The sequence below is a fragment of the Variovorax monticola genome (genome assembly GCF_051216855.1).
Classification (GTDB): Bacteria; Pseudomonadota; Gammaproteobacteria; order Burkholderiales; family Burkholderiaceae_C; genus Variovorax.
In genome coordinates this window covers 143,296-160,359 of the sequence record NZ_JBPJZP010000001.1, presented here as the reverse complement: position 1 = coordinate 160,359, position 17,064 = coordinate 143,296, and the positions used below count along the sequence as shown (strand labels likewise).

Sequence of the window (17,064 nt, the reverse complement as noted above, 5' to 3'; positions counted from 1 at the left end):
CGTCTACGCATATCCGGTTTGCTTCGTTGGAACCGGCCGGTGCGGCGCCTAGATTGGCCGCCACATGAACACACACTCCCCCTTCCTTGCCCCGCGCCGCGCCATGCTGGGCGCACTGGTCACATCGGCATGGGCTTTCAGCGGTTTCGGTGCCTTCGCCACCCTGGCGCATGCCGCCGACGACGCCGCTGGCTTTCCGTCGAAGCCGGTGCACATCGTGGTGCCCGTGGCCGCCGGCGGCAGCGCCGACAAGCTCACGCGGCTCATAGCGCAGGGCCTGACCGAACGCTGGGGCCAGTCGGTGGTGGTCGAGAACCTGGCCGGCGCCAGCGGCACCATCGGCGCGGCGCGCGTGGCCAAGGCGCCCGCCGACGGCTACACGCTGCTGCAGCAGGGCGAAGGCCTGACGCTCAACGCCATTCTTTTCGACCGCCTGCCCTACGACGGCCAGAAAGCCTTCACGCCGGTCATCAAGGCGGTGGTCAATCCGCAGATATTGGTGGTCAACCCCAAGACCGGCATCACCGACTTCCGCGCCTACCTGGCGCGCGCCAAGGCGCAGCCGCTGTCGATCAGCCTGGGCCTGCCCGGCAACGGCGGCATCGCCCACGTGGCGCACGAAATGATCGCGCAGGACACCGGCGCGCAGGTCAACTACATCCCCTATTCCGGCGGCGGGCCGGCCACGCTCGACGTGCTGGCCGGCCATGTAGACGCCACGCTGATCACGCTGGCGGCCGTGACCGACCATGTACGCGCCGGCAAGCTGCGCGCGCTGGCCGTCACCACCCCGTACCGCTCCGCCGCCCTGCCCGATGTGCCGACCATGGCGGAGGCCGGCCTGCCCGGCTTCTCGGTGGAAAGCTGGCAGGGCTACTTCGCGCCCGCGGGCACGCCGGCCGCGGTGGTGGCGAAGATCAACCGCGACATCGAGTCCGTGATTTCCGCGCCCGAGACCCGCGCGAAGCTCGAGGACATGGGCTTCAAGGTGGCTGGCGGCACGCCCTCGGACATGGCGCGCACGCTCGCGGGCGAGCGCGTGCGCTACGCCAGGACCATCCAGACGGCGGGCATCACGTTGCGCTGACATCCTGCGCGCCGAAGCGGCGCAGGAACGGGGCTCTTTCGACGCTCAGGCCGCGAGCCGTTGCGCCCCGCTCTGCCAGAGAGCGCCTGCATAGAGCTCCTCGCCGAAGTCCGCCGGCACATCGGCCCGCGTGCGGGCCTCGTGCAAGGCCAGGTCGGTGTGCAGCAGGTCTTCGCTGATGCGGCGCACCACCGCAGGCACATAGCCACGGATGCTCGGCACGTCGCCCAGCGGCAGGCCGGTGCTGGCGAAGCCGCCGGGGTTGTAGGTGTGGATGTCGCGCAGCCAGGGCGCGGTGCCCGGCGTCTTCTCGGTGTATTCGAGCCCGGCACCCAGGTAAGGCGCCGCGCCCAGTTCGTCGTCGCGCTCGTCGGCGCCAGGCTGGAAGCGGTCGCGCCAGCGCAGCACCAGGTCGGCGATGCCGGCCAGCTCGGGCCGTTGCGAGAGTTCGTGCGTGTAGCCGGTGCCCGCGATCACGAAGTCGAAGTGAAAACGCTCGTCGTGCACCGAGGCCACCACCTGCGCGCCCTGCACCTGGGCGCCTTGCCATGGCGCGTTCAGGTGCAGGTGGAAGTTGGGGAATGCCAGCACGCGCTGCACCGAGTCGGGCGGTGGCGTGGTGCCCAGCCGACGGTAGCGCGACGCGTGGTGCCAGCGCGTGGCGTCGGGCAGCGACAGGTAGTTGTCGTAGAAGCCGGGGTAGCCGCGCACACGGGCCACCGGCGTGGCTGCGATGCGGTCACGCCGCGCGAACAGGTGCACGGCGGCGGCACCGTTCTCCAGCGCCACCGCGGCCGCGTCGAAAGCCGATGCGGCGCCGCCGATCACCGCCACGGTCTTGCCCGCGAGCGCCGTGAAGTCGATCGCATGGCCGGTGTGGGCCGCAAGGCCCTGGCTCACCGCGTTCGACAGCAGATCGGGAATGAAGGGCGCGCCGCTGCCGGCCACGCCGTTGGCGAAGATGAGCTTGCGCGCGGTCTCCACGCGCTCGACGCCGTCCACTTCGAGGTGCAGCCTGAAATGCGGCACCGCGCCGCCCTGGACGGGCTCGAAGCGCACGAGCCGCGTGCCGTAGCGCACCGTGGTGCCGGTCACGCCGCGAAACCAGTCGAGGTAGGCAGCCCAATCGGTGCGGCCGATGCGGTCGATGCCCGCATAGGCCTCCTGCCCGTGCCGCGATTCGTACCAGGCCTGGAAGCCCAGCGCCGACACCGGGCCTTCGGGCCCGACGAGGCTCTTGAGCGTGCGCAGCTTGTGCATGCGTGCGCGCGTGAGCCACACGCCCGCCTGGCCCGCGCCGCCGGCCGCGTCGATCACGCTCACGCCGCCGATGCCCGCGCGCTGAAGCGCGAAAGCGAAGGCGCTCCCGCTCTGGCCGCTGCCGACGATGAGCACGTTGTGGTCCACGCCTTCGTGCGCGGGCACCCAGTTGGCGGGCGCGGGGCCGAGCAGGCGCAGCGCTTCGTGCGCGAAATGGTCTGGGTTCGAAGGCGACGCAGATGTCATGGGCTGGCCTGATCGGCTGGAAGGGGGCTGCAAGAAAAGTGCGGGCCCCGAAGGGCCCGCGAACCGTCGCCGCTTTCCGGCGACCAGGAGACACTCACCCTCGAAGGCAAGAGCCGCCATTTTTGGCGAGCCGGCGCGCAAGCCGAAGCACGTAAATCGCATACGTTGATTCGCTTTCATTCCTTGGCCTCGCTGCCACAAGCTGGCAACGCGCCCTACCGCACCCCACCGCACCCCACCGCATATTCATGCGCGGTTTTCTTCGTTGATGGCATGCGCGGCGCTTTCTACGATGCCTGCTTCCCAACCCATCGAACGCTCCCGTGCCGGAGCGCGCCGCCATGCCCATCGAGTCGCCCCTTGCCCTTCCCGCCCGCGCCGTTCCCTCCAGGCGCCTGGCGCTCAAGACGCTCGCGTCGCTGACGGCTATCGGCGGCCTGGGCAGCCTCGGGCTGGCCGGCTGCTCGCGCGGCGACGACAACAAGAGCGCGGCTTCCGGCGGCCCGGCGGTGGTGAAGAGCGCCGGCGAGAAGGTCGCCTTCAAGTACCCCGACAACCCCTCGTTCGACCTGATCTACCTGGCCGACCAGCTGGGCTACTTCGAGGGCACCAACACGCGCCCGCAGTACGTCGGCAAGATCGCGGCGCCGCAGATCATTCCGCTGGTGGGCACGGGCGAGATCGACTTCGGCAGCCGCATGGTGCCGCTCGTCATCTCGGCCATCGCCTCGGGCGCCGACCTGAAGGTGGTGGCCGCCGGCGGCAAGACGCTGCAGGAGGCGCCGCACATGAAGTACTTCGTGCGCAAGGACTCGGGCATCCGCACACCGAAAGACCTCGAAGGCAAGACCGTCGGCTTCAACAGCTTCGGCGCCTGCGCCGAGTTCGTCACCAAGAAGTACCTGCGCCAGCACAACGTGGACGTGAACAAGATCAACTTCGTGGTCATTCCCGACGAGCAGGCCGAGCAGACGCTCGTCACGCGCAACACCGACCTGGCGATCATCCACGCGCCCTTCTCCGGCCGCGCCGAAAACGCCGACCAGCTGCTGCGGCTGTGGAGCGACTTCGACCTGGACGGCGGCCTGGGCGGCATGGCGCCGTACAGCGCGCACGGCAAGTTCATCCGCGAGCACCCCGAGTCGGTGCGCGACGTGGTCACCGCGCTGGCGAAGGCCGGCAACTGGGTCAATGCCAACCCCGAAGAGGCGCGCAAGCTGGTGGCCAAGCGCATCAACATGGACCTGAAGAACGTGGACCGCTACGCCTACGTCGAGGACCTGGTGGTGACCGAGCCGCCGATCCAGTACTACGTCGACATCCTGCAGTCCGAAGGAAAGATCGCGGCCGGCAAGGTCTCCGTGAAGGAGGTCTACACGAACGAGTTCAACCCCCATGCGCAAGGGCAGCAGCCGCAGCCCGCGAAGACCTGACCCGATGCGCATCAAGATCATTGCCCGCGGTGTGCGGATGGACTACGCGGCGCGCGGCGCCAGCGAACGCGTGCGCGTGCTCGAGGGCTTCGACCTCGAGGTGCGCGAGGGCGAGTTCCTGTCGGTGCTCGGCCCCTCGGGCTGCGGCAAGTCGACCTTCCTGGGCATCCTGGCCGGGCTGACCGAACGCACCGGCGGCCACATCGCCATCGACGGCAAGCCCATTGCCGGCATCAACCGCAACCAGGGCGTGGTGTTCCAGGGCTACGCGCTCTTTCCGTGGCTGTCGGTGCTCGACAACATCGCCGTGGGGCTGGAGATTCGCGGGCAGGGCAAGGCGGCGCGGCGGCGCACCGCGCAGGAATACCTGGAGCTGGTGGGCCTGCACGGCTTCGGCGAACGCTACCCGCACGAGATTTCGGGCGGCATGAAGCAGCGCGTGGCCATTGCGCGTTCGCTCGCCTACGAGCCCGACGTGCTGCTGATGGACGAGCCCTTCGCCGCGCTCGACGCGCAGACGCGCGAGGTGCTGCAGGGCGAGCTGCTGCGCATCTGGGAGCAGCACCGCAAGACCATCGTGTTCATCACGCACAGCCTGGAAGAGGCGGTGTACCTGTCGGACCGGGTAGCGGTGATGACGCAGCGGCCCGGGCGCATCAAGGACATCATCGACATTCCGTTGGCGCGGCCGCGCTCGGCCGAGCTGCGCCACACGGCGGAGTTCGCGGCGCTGCGGCAGCGGGCTTGGGAGGTGTTGAAGGACGAGGTGCAGCTTGGGTTGCTCGGGCAACGGTCGCAGCAACCTGCGGGGGCGTTGTCATGAGCTCCGCGTCTTGCTCCCTCTCCCCTTGGGGAGAGGGTTGGGGTGAGGGCCAGCGGCAATGGCACAGGCCGGGCTCGTGCGAAGGCCGATACCCTCACCCCGGCCCTCTCCCCAAGGGGAGAGGGAGCCAAAACCACACCGCGAGCGGCACATCGGCCGACTCTCCGACAACAGAGGCCGCCCAATGAGTGCCGTGCTCGAAGCCCCCAAGGTACGACGGCCCAGCCGCCTCTTCAAGTTCGCCCGCGGCGCGCTCCGCATCGCCGAACGCGGCATCGGCATCGTGCTGTTCCTGCTGCTGTGGGAAGCGCTGCCGCGCCTGGGCATCGTGAGCGACGCCTACCTGAGCCCGCCTTCGGCCGTGCTGGCCGCCATCGCCCAACTGGTCGACAACCACCAGCTGTGGAAACACGTGGCCGCCAGCCTGCAGCGCTCGTTGTGGGGACTGGTGCTGGCCAGCAGCGCGGGCGTGGTGCTGGGCCTGCTGGTCGGCGGCTTCAGGCGGCTGGCGGCCATCGTCGATCCGGTGCTGCAGCTGTTTCGCCAGACCTCGGCCTTTGCGCTGTTCCCGGTGTTCATCCTGTTCCTGGGCATTGGCGAGCTGTCGAAGGTGGCGATCATTTTCTGGGCGTCGTTCTGGCCGGTGCTGCTGAGCACGGTGAGCGGCGTGAAGCAGGTCGACCGGCTGCTGGTGAACTCGGCCCTGTCGATGGGGGCGTCGCGCCGCTTCATCTTCTTCAAGGTGGTGCTGCCGGCCTCGCTGCCGTCGATCTTCACTGGCGTGCGGCTGGCCGGCGCCTACAGCATCACCGCGCTGGTGGCGGCCGAGATGATCGGCGCGCATTCGGGCCTGGGCTTTCTCACGCTGAACTCGCAGGAGACCTTCCAGATCCCGACCATGTACGCGGGCATCCTCATGCTGGCGGTGCTGGGCCTGCTGCTGAACTACCTGCTGGCGCTGCTGGAACGCCGCCTGCTGCGCTGGCGCGTGGGGTTGAGCCTCGATGAATGAGCGCAAGCACACCGGCCTGCACAGCCGAACGCGCGCCGCGACCGGCACGGTGCTGGGTGTAGCGCTCGCCCTGGCGGCCCTGGGCAGCATCGGCGGCTCGTGGGCTTTCGCGGACCACACCGACCCGCGCCTGCCTGCATCGCTCGCCTGGCTGCGCTTGCTGGACACCACGCCGCCGCTGGCGAACCTGCCCAAAGGCCCGGTGCTGAACCGCGCGGTGGCGCGCGGCGAACTGGTCGTCGGCGTGCGCCGCTATCCGCGCCCCGCTCCGCCGGAGGCGCCGACCCCGCCCGAGCCCGACGCCTTCGACGCCGCGCTGGCGCGCCAGCTTGCCGATGCGCTGGGCGTGAAGCTCAGGCTGGTCGGCCTGGCACCCGACGAGCGCGAGGGCGCCTTGCGCGACGGGCGCATCGACTTGTTGATTGCCGGCGTGGCGGCCGAAGCGGTGCGCCAGCAAGGCATTGACGCGGCACCGGGCAGCTACGACACGGGCCGCGGGCTGGTGGTTGCATTGCGGCGCGGCCGGCTGCAGGACGAGGCCGCGCTGCGCGGTGCGTCGGTGTGCGTGGGCGAAGGCTCGGGCTATGCGGGCGAAGTGGCGCAACGCTACGGCGCGCAGCCGCGCAGCTACCCGTCGTCGGTGCATGCGGCATCGGCCTTCATGGCGGGCGAATGCGCGGCACTGGCCGAAGACAGCGAGGTGCTGGAACGGCTGATGCGCAACGAGGAGTGGCGCTTCTACAAGCCACTGGCGCAGGGCCTGCAATCGCGCAGCGACGCATCGGTGCGGTTGGCGCAGGGCGACACGCTGTCGCGCGACTACCTGGCGACGGCCCTGCGCCGATGGCGTGCCGACGGCACCCTTGCCAAGGCACGCAGCGCGCGTGCGGGCAACCTGCAGTTCGAGATCACGCTGCTGAAGGACGGGCTGGTCTGCCACTCTTGAGTGGGTGGTGCTGTTGCTTGCGTCGTTGTTCAGGGCGAGTGAACAGGACACGCTGCCGGTGTGCGCCGCCCTGAATCCCCGACCCCACGAACGCATATCCATAGCCGCATTTCTTCTTTGGCCGCGAGCACGTGCGCAACCCACACTCGCAGGCCGATGCAGGTCAGCCCGGCGACACCACACAGAGACAACGCAGACTTCGAAACCATCCATTCATGAACTTCCAGCAACTGCGCTCCGTGCGGGAGACCGTTCGAAGCGGCTTCAACCTGACCGAGGCCGCGCAGACGCTGCGGGCCTCCCAGTCCGGCGTGAGCCGACAGATTCGTGACCTGGAGCAGGAACTCGGCATCGAGCTCTTCGTGCGTTCGGGCAAGCGGCTCACGGGGCTCACGCCGCCCGGCGACCACCTGCTGCCCATCATCGAGCGCGTGCTGGCCGAAAGCCGCAACCTGCGCGAGGCGGGACAGAGCTTCCTGGCGCAACAGCAAGGCGTGCTGTCGCTGGCCACCACGCATTCGCAGGCGCGCTATGCGCTGCCCGCCGCGGTGCAGGTGTTTCGCAGCAGGTTTCCAGGGGTCACGCTGCAGCTGCACCAAGGCTCGCCCAAGCAGGTTGCGCAGATGCTGCTCGATGGCGAGGCCGACGTGGGCATCGCCACCGAAGCGCTCAGCGACTACCCGCAACTGCTGGTGCTGCCCTGTCGGTGCTGGAACCACGTGGTCATTGCGCCCCTGGGGCATCCGCTGCTGCTGGGCGCGGGGCCCCTCACGCTCGGGCAGCTCGCGGCATGGCCGCTCATCACCTACGACAACGGGCTGACCGGCCGCTCGCGCATCGACGAGGCCTTTGCCCGCGAAGGCATCGCCACCGACATCGTGCTGGCCGCGATGGACGCGGACGTCATCAAGACCTATGTCGCGCTGGGCATGGGCGTGGGCATCGTGGCCGACCTGGCCTACGACGCGGGGCGCGACACGCCGCTGCGCGCGCTCGACGCGGGCCATCTCTTCGGCGAGAACCAGACCAAGCTGGCGGTTCGCCGCGGCAGCTACCGGCGCAGCTATGTGTATGCGTTCATCGAGTCGTTCGCGCCGCCGCTGGTGCGCGCGGTGATCGAGCAGGCCGCGGCCGCGAACGACCCTTGAACATCCTGCAAGGGCCCAGTGCCGGTTTGCGCATATCCAAATGCGCAATGGGCGCATGCAGCGCACGCGAACTTTCCTAGCATCCCCATGCACTGCACCGCGCTGAAAAACCATGTCCATCTCCTCGCCGACCGACACCCTGGCCCGACCGGCCGCCATCACCTCCGCCGCCTCGCTCGCGCTTGATCGCGAGCACTTCCGCATCGCGCCGATCGACGCATCGCTGGGCGCGGAGGTCACCGGCCTCGACGCCACACGGCCGCTGCCGGCCACGCAGGTGCTGGCGCTGAAGCACGCCCTGCTGGAGCGGCATGTGCTCGTTCTGAAACGCCAGCAGCTCGACGATGCGCAGTTCGAGCGGCTGGCCAGCTACTTCGGCAGCGTGTTCCGCCCGCCGGCCAACGTGCCGGTGCTCGGCTCCGACCCTTACGGCGGCAACACGCCGGACATCGTGCACGTGTCCAACCAGGCCGGCGGCGTGCTCGGGCACGACGAACTGGCGGCGCACGCCGACCACCACTGGACGCCGGTGCCGTCGTCCGGCTCGCTGCTCTACGGCATCGAGGTGCCGACCGAAGGCGGCGACACCACCTGGTACAACCTCGCGGCCGCATGGGACGAACTCGACGCGGGCACGCGCCGCGAGATCGAAGGCCTGAAACTCATCACCTACAACCCCTTCCTGCGCAAGCTCAAGCCGCTGAGCGCGGGGTTTCCGCTGTACCGCACGCCCGACATCGAGCCGCTCGCGCCCTTCGAGGTGCACCCGCTGGTGCGCACCCACCCCGACAGCGGCCGGCGCATTCTTCACCTGGGTGCGCGCACCGAGGTCGAGATCGTCGGTGTCGAGCCGCAGTACGGCGCCGCGCTGGTGGCACGCCTGCGCGCTCACCTGCTCCAGCCGCGCTTTGCCTACACGCACCGCTGGACGGTAGGCGACATCGTCTACTGGGACAACCAGGCGACGCTGCATGCGCGCAGTGCCTTCGACAACGGCGAGCGCCGCCTGCTGAAGCGCATCAGCCTGTCGGGCAGCCGCCCCTACTGAACGACGCAGCCGCGACCCAGCGACCGAGCGCCCCAGGGCGCCGGCTCGCAACAGCCCGCGCGCAGCACCTTCATGGCCTCCCGCCGCCCCATCCTGCTGAACGCGTTCGACATGAACACGGTCGGCCACATCTCGCACGGCCTGTGGCGCCACCCGCGCGACCGCTCCACCGACTACAAGCGCCTGCCCTACTGGCTGGACCTGGCCCGCACGCTGGAGCGCGGGCTGTTCGACGGCCTGTTCCTGGCAGACGTCACGGGCGTGTACGACGTGTGGGGCGGCAATGCCGACGCTGCGCTGCGCGACGCCATCCAGCTGCCGATCAACGACCCCGCGGTGCTGGTCGGCGCCATGGCCAGCGTCACGCGGCACCTGGGCTTCGGCATCACCGCGACCATCTCGGCCGAGCAACCGCATGCCTTCGCGCGGCGCATGTCCACGCTCGACCATCTGAGCGAAGGCCGCATCGGCTGGAACATCGTCACCGGCTTTCTCGAGAGTTCGGCGCGTGCGCGCGGCGACGCGGCCACAGCCGGCCACGACCAGCGCTACGACCGCGCCGACGAGTTCATGGAACTGGTCTACAAGCTGTGGGAGTCGAGCTGGGACGACGACGCGGTGGTGGCCGACCGCGTGCGCGGCATCTACACCGACCCCGCCAAAGTGCGCGCCATCCACCACGCAGGCGAGTTCTACAGGCTGGACGCGGTGCACCCCTGCGAACCCTCGCCGCAGCGCACGCCGCTGCTGTTCCAGGCCGGCGCCTCCGCGCGCGGCACCGCCTTCGCGGCCCGCCATGCCGAGGTGGTGTTCGTGCCCAACCAGGGCTTGCAGGCCACCGCGGCCGTGGTGCGCACGCTGCGCGCCGCGATGGCCGAGGCCGAGCGCGACCCGTCGAACGCACGCTTCGTCACCACCTTGCAGGTGGTGCCGGGCCGCACCGAAAGCGAAGCCCGCGAACGCTACGAAGACTACCGCCGCTACGCACGGCCCGAGGCCGGCCTGGTGCAGTTCTCCAGCGCCATCGGCGCCGACCTGTCGCGCCACGGCCTGGACGACCCCGTGACCGGCGGCAGCGCCGATGCGATCCAGAGCTCGGTCGCGTCGCTGCAGCGGCACAGCGCGGCGCCCACCGTGCGCCAGTTGCTCGCGCAGATGCCGCTGGGCGGCCGTCACGCGCCGGTGGTCGGCACGCCCGCGCAGATCGCCGACGAAATCGAGGCCTGGGTCGGCGAGGCGGGCGTGGACGGGTTCAACCTGGTGCGCACCGTGAGCCCCGAAGGCCTGGAGCAGTTCGTCGACCTGGTCGTGCCCGAGCTGCAACGGCGCGGCCTGCACAAGCGCGCCTACGCCGAAGGCAGCTGGCGCGAAAAGATCTTCGGGCGCGCGAGCGTGCGCCCGCCCGCCGTTCAGTCGGCCAGACAGCACCCCCTTCAGCCATGACCGCCCACCTGATCAAGACCGACGCCGAAGCCCTGGAAGTGGCCCGCGCCCTGGCGGCCGAGTTCGCGCCCGGCGCCTCCGAGCGCGACCGGGAGCGCCGGCTGCCGCATGCGGAGGTCGAGCGTTTTTCGGCCAGCGGCCTGTGGGGCATCGCGGTGCCGCGCGCCTTCGGTGGCGCGGCGGTGTCGCATGCGACGCTGGCGGAAGTCGTCGCGCTGATCTCCGAGGCCGACCCGGCGCTGGGCCAGATTCCGCAGAACCACCATTGCCTGGTCGATGCGGTGCGGCTCATCGGCAGCCCCGCGCAGCAGGATTTCTTTTTTCGCGAGGCACTGGAAGGCAAGCGCTTCGGCAATGCGGTGTCGGAGAGCGGCACGCCCAACGCCAAGGTGGTCACCGCGCGCCTGAGCCAGGGTCCCCACGGCCTGCGCTTGGACGGCCGCAAGTTCTATTGCACCGGCGCGCTGTTCGCGCACTGGGTGCCGGTGGCCGCCAAGGACGAACAAGACCGCCAGGTGCTGGTGTACGTGCGGCGCGACGCGCCCGGCCTGGAGGTGCTCGACGACTGGAGCGGCTTCGGCCAGCGCACCACCGCCAGCGGCACGGTGACCGCCGAGAACGTCGCTGTCGAGCCGCTGCAGGTGCTGCCGCGCGCGCAACTGTTCGAACCGCCCACCATCCACGGCCCGTTCGCGCAGATCCTGCACGCGGCCATCGACCTGGGCATCGGCCGTGCCGCCATGGCGGACCTGCGCACGTGGGTGAGAGACCGCGCACGCCCCTGGCCCGACAGCGGCGTGGCACGCGCGGCAGACGACCCGCTGACACTGGCCAGGCTCGGCGAGCTGGTCATCCAGCAGCACGCCGCCGAGGCCTTGCTGGCGCGCAGCGGCCGTTACCTCGACGAGGCCCGTGAGCACAGCACACCCGAACTCGTCACCGAAGCCTCCATCGCCGTCGCCGAGGCCAAGGTCTTGACGACCGAGTTCGCGTTGCGCGCGGCCACCACGCTCATCGAGCTCGGCGGCACGCAGGCCACGCTCGCCGAGCACAACCTCGACCGGCACTGGCGCAATGCACGCACGCACACCGTGCACGACCCGGTGCGCTGGAAGCCGCACGCCATCGGCAACCACTGGCTCAACGGTGCGACGCCGCAACGGCACGCTTCGCTGTGAAGAAGCGCCCGGGCTAACCACCCACCACTTCCTGGTTTTGAAAAAAGAGAGTTCCCTATGGACCGTCGCAGCTTCATCCAACAAGGCACCGCATTCGTCTCGGTGGGCACCACCGGGGCCATCGCCACCGCAGGCCTTGGCCTGCCGCTTTCAGCGTTCGCACAGTCCCGCAAAGAGACCGTGCGCGTGCTCGCCGAAGGCGCGCCCAACTCGCAAGACCCGCATGGCGAAGGCGTGAGCCGTGAGTCGCTCGGACTCTTCACCAACGTGTACGACCGGCTGATCAACTTCGACCGGGTGCAGGTGTCGCCGGGAGTGTTCAAGTACGACTACACACGCTTTCGCGGCGAGCTTGCCGAAAGCTTCGAGCAGTCGGCCGACGGCCGCACGCTGAGCTTCAAGCTGCACCGCGACGCCACCTTCCACGACGGCAAGCCCGTCACCGCCGCCGACGTGAAATGGTCGCTCGACCGCGCGGTCTCGCTGCCGGCCAGCAAGCGCCAACTGGCCACCGGCTCGCTGGAAAATCCCGCGCAATTCAGCGTGGTGGACCCTCACACGTTCCGCATCACCCTGCCCCGCGCCGACCGCTACACGCTGCCCAACCTGGCGCTGTTCTTCGCATCGGTGCTCAACTCGGAACTCGCCCGCTCGCATGCCACGGCGGCAGACCCCTGGGCTGCCGACTGGGTCAAGGCCAATGCGGCCGGCGGCGGCGCCTACCGCGTCGAGAACTTCACGCCGGGCCAGCAGGTCATCTATGCGCGCTTCGACGGCTGGAAGAGCGGTGCGCTCCCGCAAGTGCGTCGTGCCGTCTTCCAGGTCGTGCCCTCCGCGTCGAACCGCGTGGCCGCGCTGTTGAAGGGCGACGCCGACGTCGCGCTGCAGCTGCCTCCCAAGGACCTCGACGCACTCACAGACACCACGCGCGCCAAGGTCGTCTCCGTGCCCGTCACCACCAGCTTCCGCTTCGTGGCCTTCAACACGCAGGCCAAGCCCTTCGACGACGTGCGCGTGCGCCAGGCCATTGCCTACGCCCTGCCCTACACCTCGCTGCTGCGCGGCGCCAACCTGGGCCGCGGCGAGCCGCTGTTCGGCGCCAAGTCGACCAAGCCCGCCAGCAGCCGCTTTCCGCAACCCTACCCTTACGAAACGCAGTTGCTGCGCGCGCGCGAGCTGCTCGCGCAGGCCGGGCTGGCCAAGGGCTTCAAGACCAGCTTCAGCTACAACGTGGGCGACGCCACGCTGGCCGAGCCGGCCGCGCTGCTGATCCAGGAGGCGCTGGGCAAGATCGGCATCGAGCTGTCCATCGAGAAGGTGCCCGGCGCGCAGTGGGGCACGCTGCAGACCGAGAAGAAGCTGCCCTTCTTCATCGACAGTTCGTCCGCGTGGTTCAACGACCCCGACTACTTCCTGCGCATCTTTTTCCAGGGCGACTGGCGCTGGAACTTCGGCTCGTTCAAGAACGACGAGCTGGCCAAACTTGTCGAGCAGGCACGCTGGGAGACCGACCGCGTGAAGTACGACCGCACCGTCCAGCGCGCCATCGAGATCGCCTTCGACCAGGTGCCGCTCGTGCCGCTGTGGCTGCCCTCGTTCGAGGCCGCGCTGCAGCCCGACCTGCAGGGCTTCACCTACTACATCCACGGCCAGGTGGACTTCAGGCCGCTGACCCGCTCGTGAGCACGGGCGGCAACTTCGCGGGGCGCGTCGGCGCCCGGGTGCTGGCCACCGTGCCGGTGCTGCTGGGCGCGGTCGTCTTCACCTTCCTGCTCACGCACGTGCTGCCCGGCGATCCGGCTGCCTTTCTGGCGTCGGGGCCGAGCGCGGGGCCTGAGGAAATTGCGCAGATCCGTGCCCGCATGGGCCTCGACCAGCCGCTGCCGACGCAGCTGTGGCACTACCTGGTGGCGCTGGCGCAGGGCGACTGGGGCCAGTCGCACACCACCGGACAGCCGGTGTGGACCGACCTGCGCCAGCGCCTGCCCGCCACGCTGGAGCTCACTTTCATCGCCTTCGCGCTGACGCTGGCCATTGCGCTGCCGCTGGGCGCGGCCGCCGCGCTGCGTCCGCGCTCGATGTGGGACCGGGCCTGCACGCTGCTCACGGTCGGCGGCAGCTGCATGCCGACCTTCGTCATCGCGCTGCTGCTGGTGTATGTCTTCTACTTTCTGCTCGGCTGGGCACCGGAGCCCACCGGGCGCATCGACGCCATGCTGACGCCGCCGCTCACAGTCACCGGCTTTCTGCTGATCGACGCCACGCTCTCGGGCCGCTGGGACGCGCTCGCCTCGGCCGCCGGCCGGCTGCTGCTGCCGGCGGTGGCCATGGCGCTGTTCTCGCTCGCGCCGGTGGCGCGGCTCATGCGGGCGTCGCTGCTCGGCGTGCTGCGCAGCGACCCGGTGCGCACCGCGCGCGCCCTCGGCCTGCCGCGCCGCGCGGTGCTGGCGAGCGCGCTGCACCTGGCGCTGCTGCCGGTCGTCACCGGGGCGGGCATGGTTTTCTCCTACATGCTGAGTGCCAACGTGGTGATCGAGAAGGTGTTCGCCTGGCCCGGCATCGGCAGCTATGCGCTCGATGCGCTGCTGGCCGCCGACCATGCGCCGCTGCAGGGCTTCGTGCTGCTGGTGGCGCTGCTGTTCGTGGCGGTGAACCTCGGGGTCGACCTGCTGCACGGCCGCATCGATCCGCGCGCGGGGGCCGACGCATGAAGGCCCGGCTTCCAGGCGCGAACGCCGCGCTGGGCCTGCTGCTGCTCGCGCTGTTCCTGCTGGCCGCGCTGCTGGGCCCTGCGCTGGCGCCCTTCGATCCGCTGGCCACCGACATGCTGGCGCGGCTGCAGCCGCCCGGCGCCGCGCACTGGTTCGGCACCGACGCGCTGGGCCGCGACCTGTTCTCGCGCGTGCTGGTCGCGACGCGGCTCGACCTGGGCATGGCCGCCGGCGCGGTGGTGCTGTCGCTGCTCGCGGGCAGCGCATTGGGCGCGTGGTGCGGCTTTGTCGGCGGGCGGCTGGACCGCTGGGTGGGCCGGCTGGTCGACGTGCTGATGGCTTTTCCGCTCTTCGTCGTGGCCATGGCGCTGGTCGCGGCATGGGGCAACAGCGTGGCCAACATCGTGTACGCGACGGCACTCATCAACCTGCCCTTCTACATCCGGCTGGCGCGCAGCGAAGTGGGCGTGCGGCGCAACGCGGGCTACGTGCTGGCGGCGCGGCTGGGCGGGGCCACCGCGCCACGCCTGCTGTTCGGCGTGCTGCTGCCGCACGTGCTGCCGATGCTGGCGGTGCAGGGCTCCATCAACCTCGGCTGGGCGCTGCTGAACGGCGCCGGGCTGTCCTTCATCGGGCTGGGCGTGCGCCCGCCGACGGCCGAATGGGGCGTGCTGGTGAGCGAAGGCGCGCCCTACATCATCACGGGGCAGTGGTGGCTGGCCTTCTTTCCCGGGCTGGCGCTGTTCGCGGCCGTGGGCTGCTTCACGCTGCTGGGCGATGCGCTGCGCGACCTGCTCGATCCGCGTGGCGCGGCCGAGGCGGCCGGGCCATGAGCGCGCCGATGCTCGAGGTCGAAGCCCTCACGCTGCGCTTTCGCACGCCCTCGGGCTTGGTGAACGTGCTCGACAACGTCGGCTTCACGCTGCAGGCCGGCGAAACGCTGGGGCTGGTCGGCGAGAGCGGATCGGGCAAGTCGGTGACTGCGCTGGCGCTGGCCGGCCTGCTCGATGCACGCGCGCAGATGCAGGCGCGCAGGCTGCGCTTTCAGGGGCGCGACCTGCTGGACAGCCGGGGCGAGCCCGACATTGCCGCATGGCATGGCCTGCGCGGGCGCCGCATCGGCTTCGTGTTCCAGAGCCCGCGCCGCGCGCTGCACCCGCTGCGCACCATCGGCGATCAGTTGCAGCAGGTGCTGCAGGTGCACCGCGGCCTGAAAGCCGCCCCGGCGCGGCAGGAGGCGCTCGCATGGATCGAGCGCGTGGGCCTGAGCGACCCGGCGCGCCGCTTCAAGGCCCATGCGCACGAACTCTCGGGCGGCCAGTGCCAGCGCGTGATGATCGCCCTGGCGCTGGCCGGCGAGCCCGAGCTGCTGATTGCGGACGAACCGACCACGGGCCTGGACGTGAGCACCCAGGCCCGCGTGCTCGACCTGATCGCCGGGCTCGCGCGCAAGCGGCACCTGGCGACCTTGCTGATCACGCACGACCTGGCGCTGGCCGCGCAGCGCTGCGCGCGCATCGCCGTGATGCACGCGGGCCAGCTGGTCGAGACGCTGCCGTCCGCCGGGCTGCGCGACGGCGCGGCGCATCCGTACACGCGGCAGCTGCTGCGCGCCACGCCGCAATCGGCACCCACGCTGGCCGACCTGCGCAGCGTGGACGGCGCGCTGCCCGACCTGGCCCGCAACGACCTGCCCGCCTGCCGCTTCGCCGAACGCTGCGACAGGGCCGACGCGCGCTGCCGCACGCTGGCCGCCCCTTCCACGCGCCTGGGCACGCGCTTCGGTGCGCAGCACGCGCTGGCGTGCTGGCACCCGGTTCAAGTGGTTCAAGTGGTTCAAGTCTTCCATCCACCGCTTCCCATCGCCGCATGACCACACCCCTCGTTCCCCCGACCACCGACCACGGCTTTGCCGGCCTGTGGCACGCCCGCTACGGCGAAGGCATCGCGCCTGCGGCACCGGCCGCGCCCAACCCGGTGCTGCAAGCCCTGCTGGCACACCGCTCAGTGCGCGCCTTCGATCCTGCGCCGCTGGACGAAGGCACGCTCGAATGGCTGATTGCCGCGGCGCAGTCGGCGCCCAGTTCGTCGAACCTGCAGACCTGGAGCGTGATCGCGGTGGAAGACGCCGGGCGCAAGGCGCGCCTGGCCGCGTTCGCGGGCGACCAGCGCCAGGTGCGCGAGGCGCCGCTGGTGCTGGTGTGGCTCGCCGACCTGGCGCGCCTGCGCGGCCTGGCCGCGCAGGCGCAGGTGCCCATCGACGGCGCGGACTACCTCGATTCGTCGCTCATGGGCGTGATCGACGCGGTGCTGGCGGCGCAGAACGCCGTGGTTGCCGCGCAGTCGCTCGGACTGGGCACGGTGTACCTTGGCGCCATTCGCAACCAGCCCGAGCGCGTGGCGGAAGAACTCGGGCTGCCGCCCGGCGTGTTCGCGGTGGTGGGCCTGTGCATCGGCCGGCCCGACGCCTCACGGCCCGCCGCGGTGAAGCCGCGCCTGCCGCAAAGCGCCGTGCTCTCGCGCGAGCGCTACGCACAGCCCGAAGCGCAGCAGCACGTGAAGCGCTACGACAGCACCATGCAGTCGTTCTACGCCGCGCAGGGCATGCCCGTCGCGCGCTGGAGCGAGCATTCGCTCGCGCGCCTGCGCGGTCCCGAACAACTGCGCGGGCGCCACCGGCTGGTCGAGGCGCTGCAAGCGCAGCGCATCGGCCTGCGCTGAAAGCGACC

Annotated in this window: 15 protein-coding genes; 14 read left to right on the top strand and 1 reads right to left on the bottom strand. The window is 70.3% G+C overall.

The genetic code is table 11. The features are described from left to right. Nucleotides 1–103 precede the first annotated feature (103 nt). The gene (locus ACSFA5_RS00690; protein ID WP_435442970.1) at nucleotides 104–1,087 is read left to right on the top strand and encodes a tripartite tricarboxylate transporter substrate binding protein; all 984 of its coding nucleotides are present in this window, start codon (nucleotides 104–106) and stop codon (nucleotides 1,085–1,087) included. A 45-nt stretch (nucleotides 1,088–1,132) separates the two neighbouring features. Here the strand turns inward: ACSFA5_RS00690 and ACSFA5_RS00685 are convergent, their stop codons facing one another. Then, nucleotides 1,133–2,593: a SidA/IucD/PvdA family monooxygenase gene (locus tag ACSFA5_RS00685; protein ID WP_435442078.1), complete on the bottom strand. Its 1,461-nt coding sequence runs from the start codon at nucleotides 2,591–2,593 to the stop codon at nucleotides 1,133–1,135. Between the two features lie 341 nt (nucleotides 2,594–2,934). On the opposite strand from ACSFA5_RS00685, the gene ACSFA5_RS00680 reads away from it, so the two are divergent. The 13 genes from ACSFA5_RS00680 (at nucleotide 2,935) to ACSFA5_RS00620 (ending at nucleotide 17,056) form a co-directional block, all read left to right on the top strand. Further along, entirely contained in the window at nucleotides 2,935–4,026 is a 1,092-nt protein-coding gene (locus ACSFA5_RS00680; RefSeq protein WP_435442077.1) for an ABC transporter substrate-binding protein, read from the top strand. 4 nt (nucleotides 4,027–4,030) lie between these two features. Continuing rightward, nucleotides 4,031–4,849, top strand: coding sequence for an ABC transporter ATP-binding protein (locus tag ACSFA5_RS00675; protein ID WP_435442076.1), 819 nt, complete (start codon nucleotides 4,031–4,033; stop codon nucleotides 4,847–4,849). Nucleotides 4,850–5,033: 184 nt separating this feature from the next. Next, nucleotides 5,034–5,861 (top strand): ABC transporter permease, encoded by an 828-nt coding sequence (locus tag ACSFA5_RS00670; protein WP_435442075.1) that lies wholly within the window; start codon nucleotides 5,034–5,036, stop codon nucleotides 5,859–5,861. After that, a complete protein-coding gene (locus ACSFA5_RS00665; protein ID WP_435442074.1) occupies nucleotides 5,854–6,807 on the top strand; it encodes a substrate-binding periplasmic protein in 954 nt (317 codons plus the stop codon). The genes ACSFA5_RS00670 and ACSFA5_RS00665 overlap by 8 nt, the downstream gene beginning before the upstream one ends. Before the next feature lie 215 nt (nucleotides 6,808–7,022). Further along, nucleotides 7,023–7,955 (top strand): CysB family HTH-type transcriptional regulator, encoded by a 933-nt coding sequence (locus ACSFA5_RS00660; protein ID WP_435442073.1) that lies wholly within the window; start codon nucleotides 7,023–7,025, stop codon nucleotides 7,953–7,955. 112 nt (nucleotides 7,956–8,067) lie between these two features. Beyond that, nucleotides 8,068–9,003 (top strand): TauD/TfdA dioxygenase family protein, encoded by a 936-nt coding sequence (locus ACSFA5_RS00655; RefSeq protein WP_435442072.1) that lies wholly within the window; start codon nucleotides 8,068–8,070, stop codon nucleotides 9,001–9,003. A gap of 72 nt (nucleotides 9,004–9,075) precedes the next feature. After that, a complete protein-coding gene (locus ACSFA5_RS00650) occupies nucleotides 9,076–10,446 on the top strand; it encodes an LLM class flavin-dependent oxidoreductase (protein WP_435442071.1) in 1,371 nt (456 codons plus the stop codon). Continuing rightward, the gene (locus ACSFA5_RS00645; protein ID WP_435442070.1) at nucleotides 10,443–11,624 is read left to right on the top strand and encodes an SfnB family sulfur acquisition oxidoreductase; all 1,182 of its coding nucleotides are present in this window, start codon (nucleotides 10,443–10,445) and stop codon (nucleotides 11,622–11,624) included. The genes ACSFA5_RS00650 and ACSFA5_RS00645 overlap by 4 nt, the downstream gene beginning before the upstream one ends. 57 nt (nucleotides 11,625–11,681) lie before the next feature. Further along, the gene (locus tag ACSFA5_RS00640; protein ID WP_435442069.1) at nucleotides 11,682–13,307 is read left to right on the top strand and encodes an ABC transporter substrate-binding protein; all 1,626 of its coding nucleotides are present in this window, start codon (nucleotides 11,682–11,684) and stop codon (nucleotides 13,305–13,307) included. Further along, nucleotides 13,304–14,335 (top strand): ABC transporter permease, encoded by a 1,032-nt coding sequence (locus tag ACSFA5_RS00635; RefSeq protein WP_435442068.1) that lies wholly within the window; start codon nucleotides 13,304–13,306, stop codon nucleotides 14,333–14,335. Before ACSFA5_RS00640 ends, ACSFA5_RS00635 begins: the two co-directional genes overlap by 4 nt. Beyond that, nucleotides 14,332–15,168, top strand: a complete 837-nt coding sequence (locus ACSFA5_RS00630; protein WP_435442067.1) for an ABC transporter permease — start codon at nucleotides 14,332–14,334, stop codon at nucleotides 15,166–15,168. Before ACSFA5_RS00635 ends, ACSFA5_RS00630 begins: the two co-directional genes overlap by 4 nt. Next, on the top strand, nucleotides 15,165–16,208 hold the full coding sequence (locus tag ACSFA5_RS00625; protein ID WP_435442066.1) for an ABC transporter ATP-binding protein: 1,044 nt from the start codon (nucleotides 15,165–15,167) through the stop codon (nucleotides 16,206–16,208). Before ACSFA5_RS00630 ends, ACSFA5_RS00625 begins: the two co-directional genes overlap by 4 nt. Beyond that, nucleotides 16,205–17,056 carry a nitroreductase family protein gene (locus ACSFA5_RS00620; RefSeq protein WP_435442065.1) on the top strand — a complete coding sequence of 284 codons (852 nt, stop codon included), beginning with the start codon at nucleotides 16,205–16,207 and terminating at the stop codon, nucleotides 17,054–17,056. Before ACSFA5_RS00625 ends, ACSFA5_RS00620 begins: the two co-directional genes overlap by 4 nt. Nucleotides 17,057–17,064: the final 8 nt, after the last annotated feature.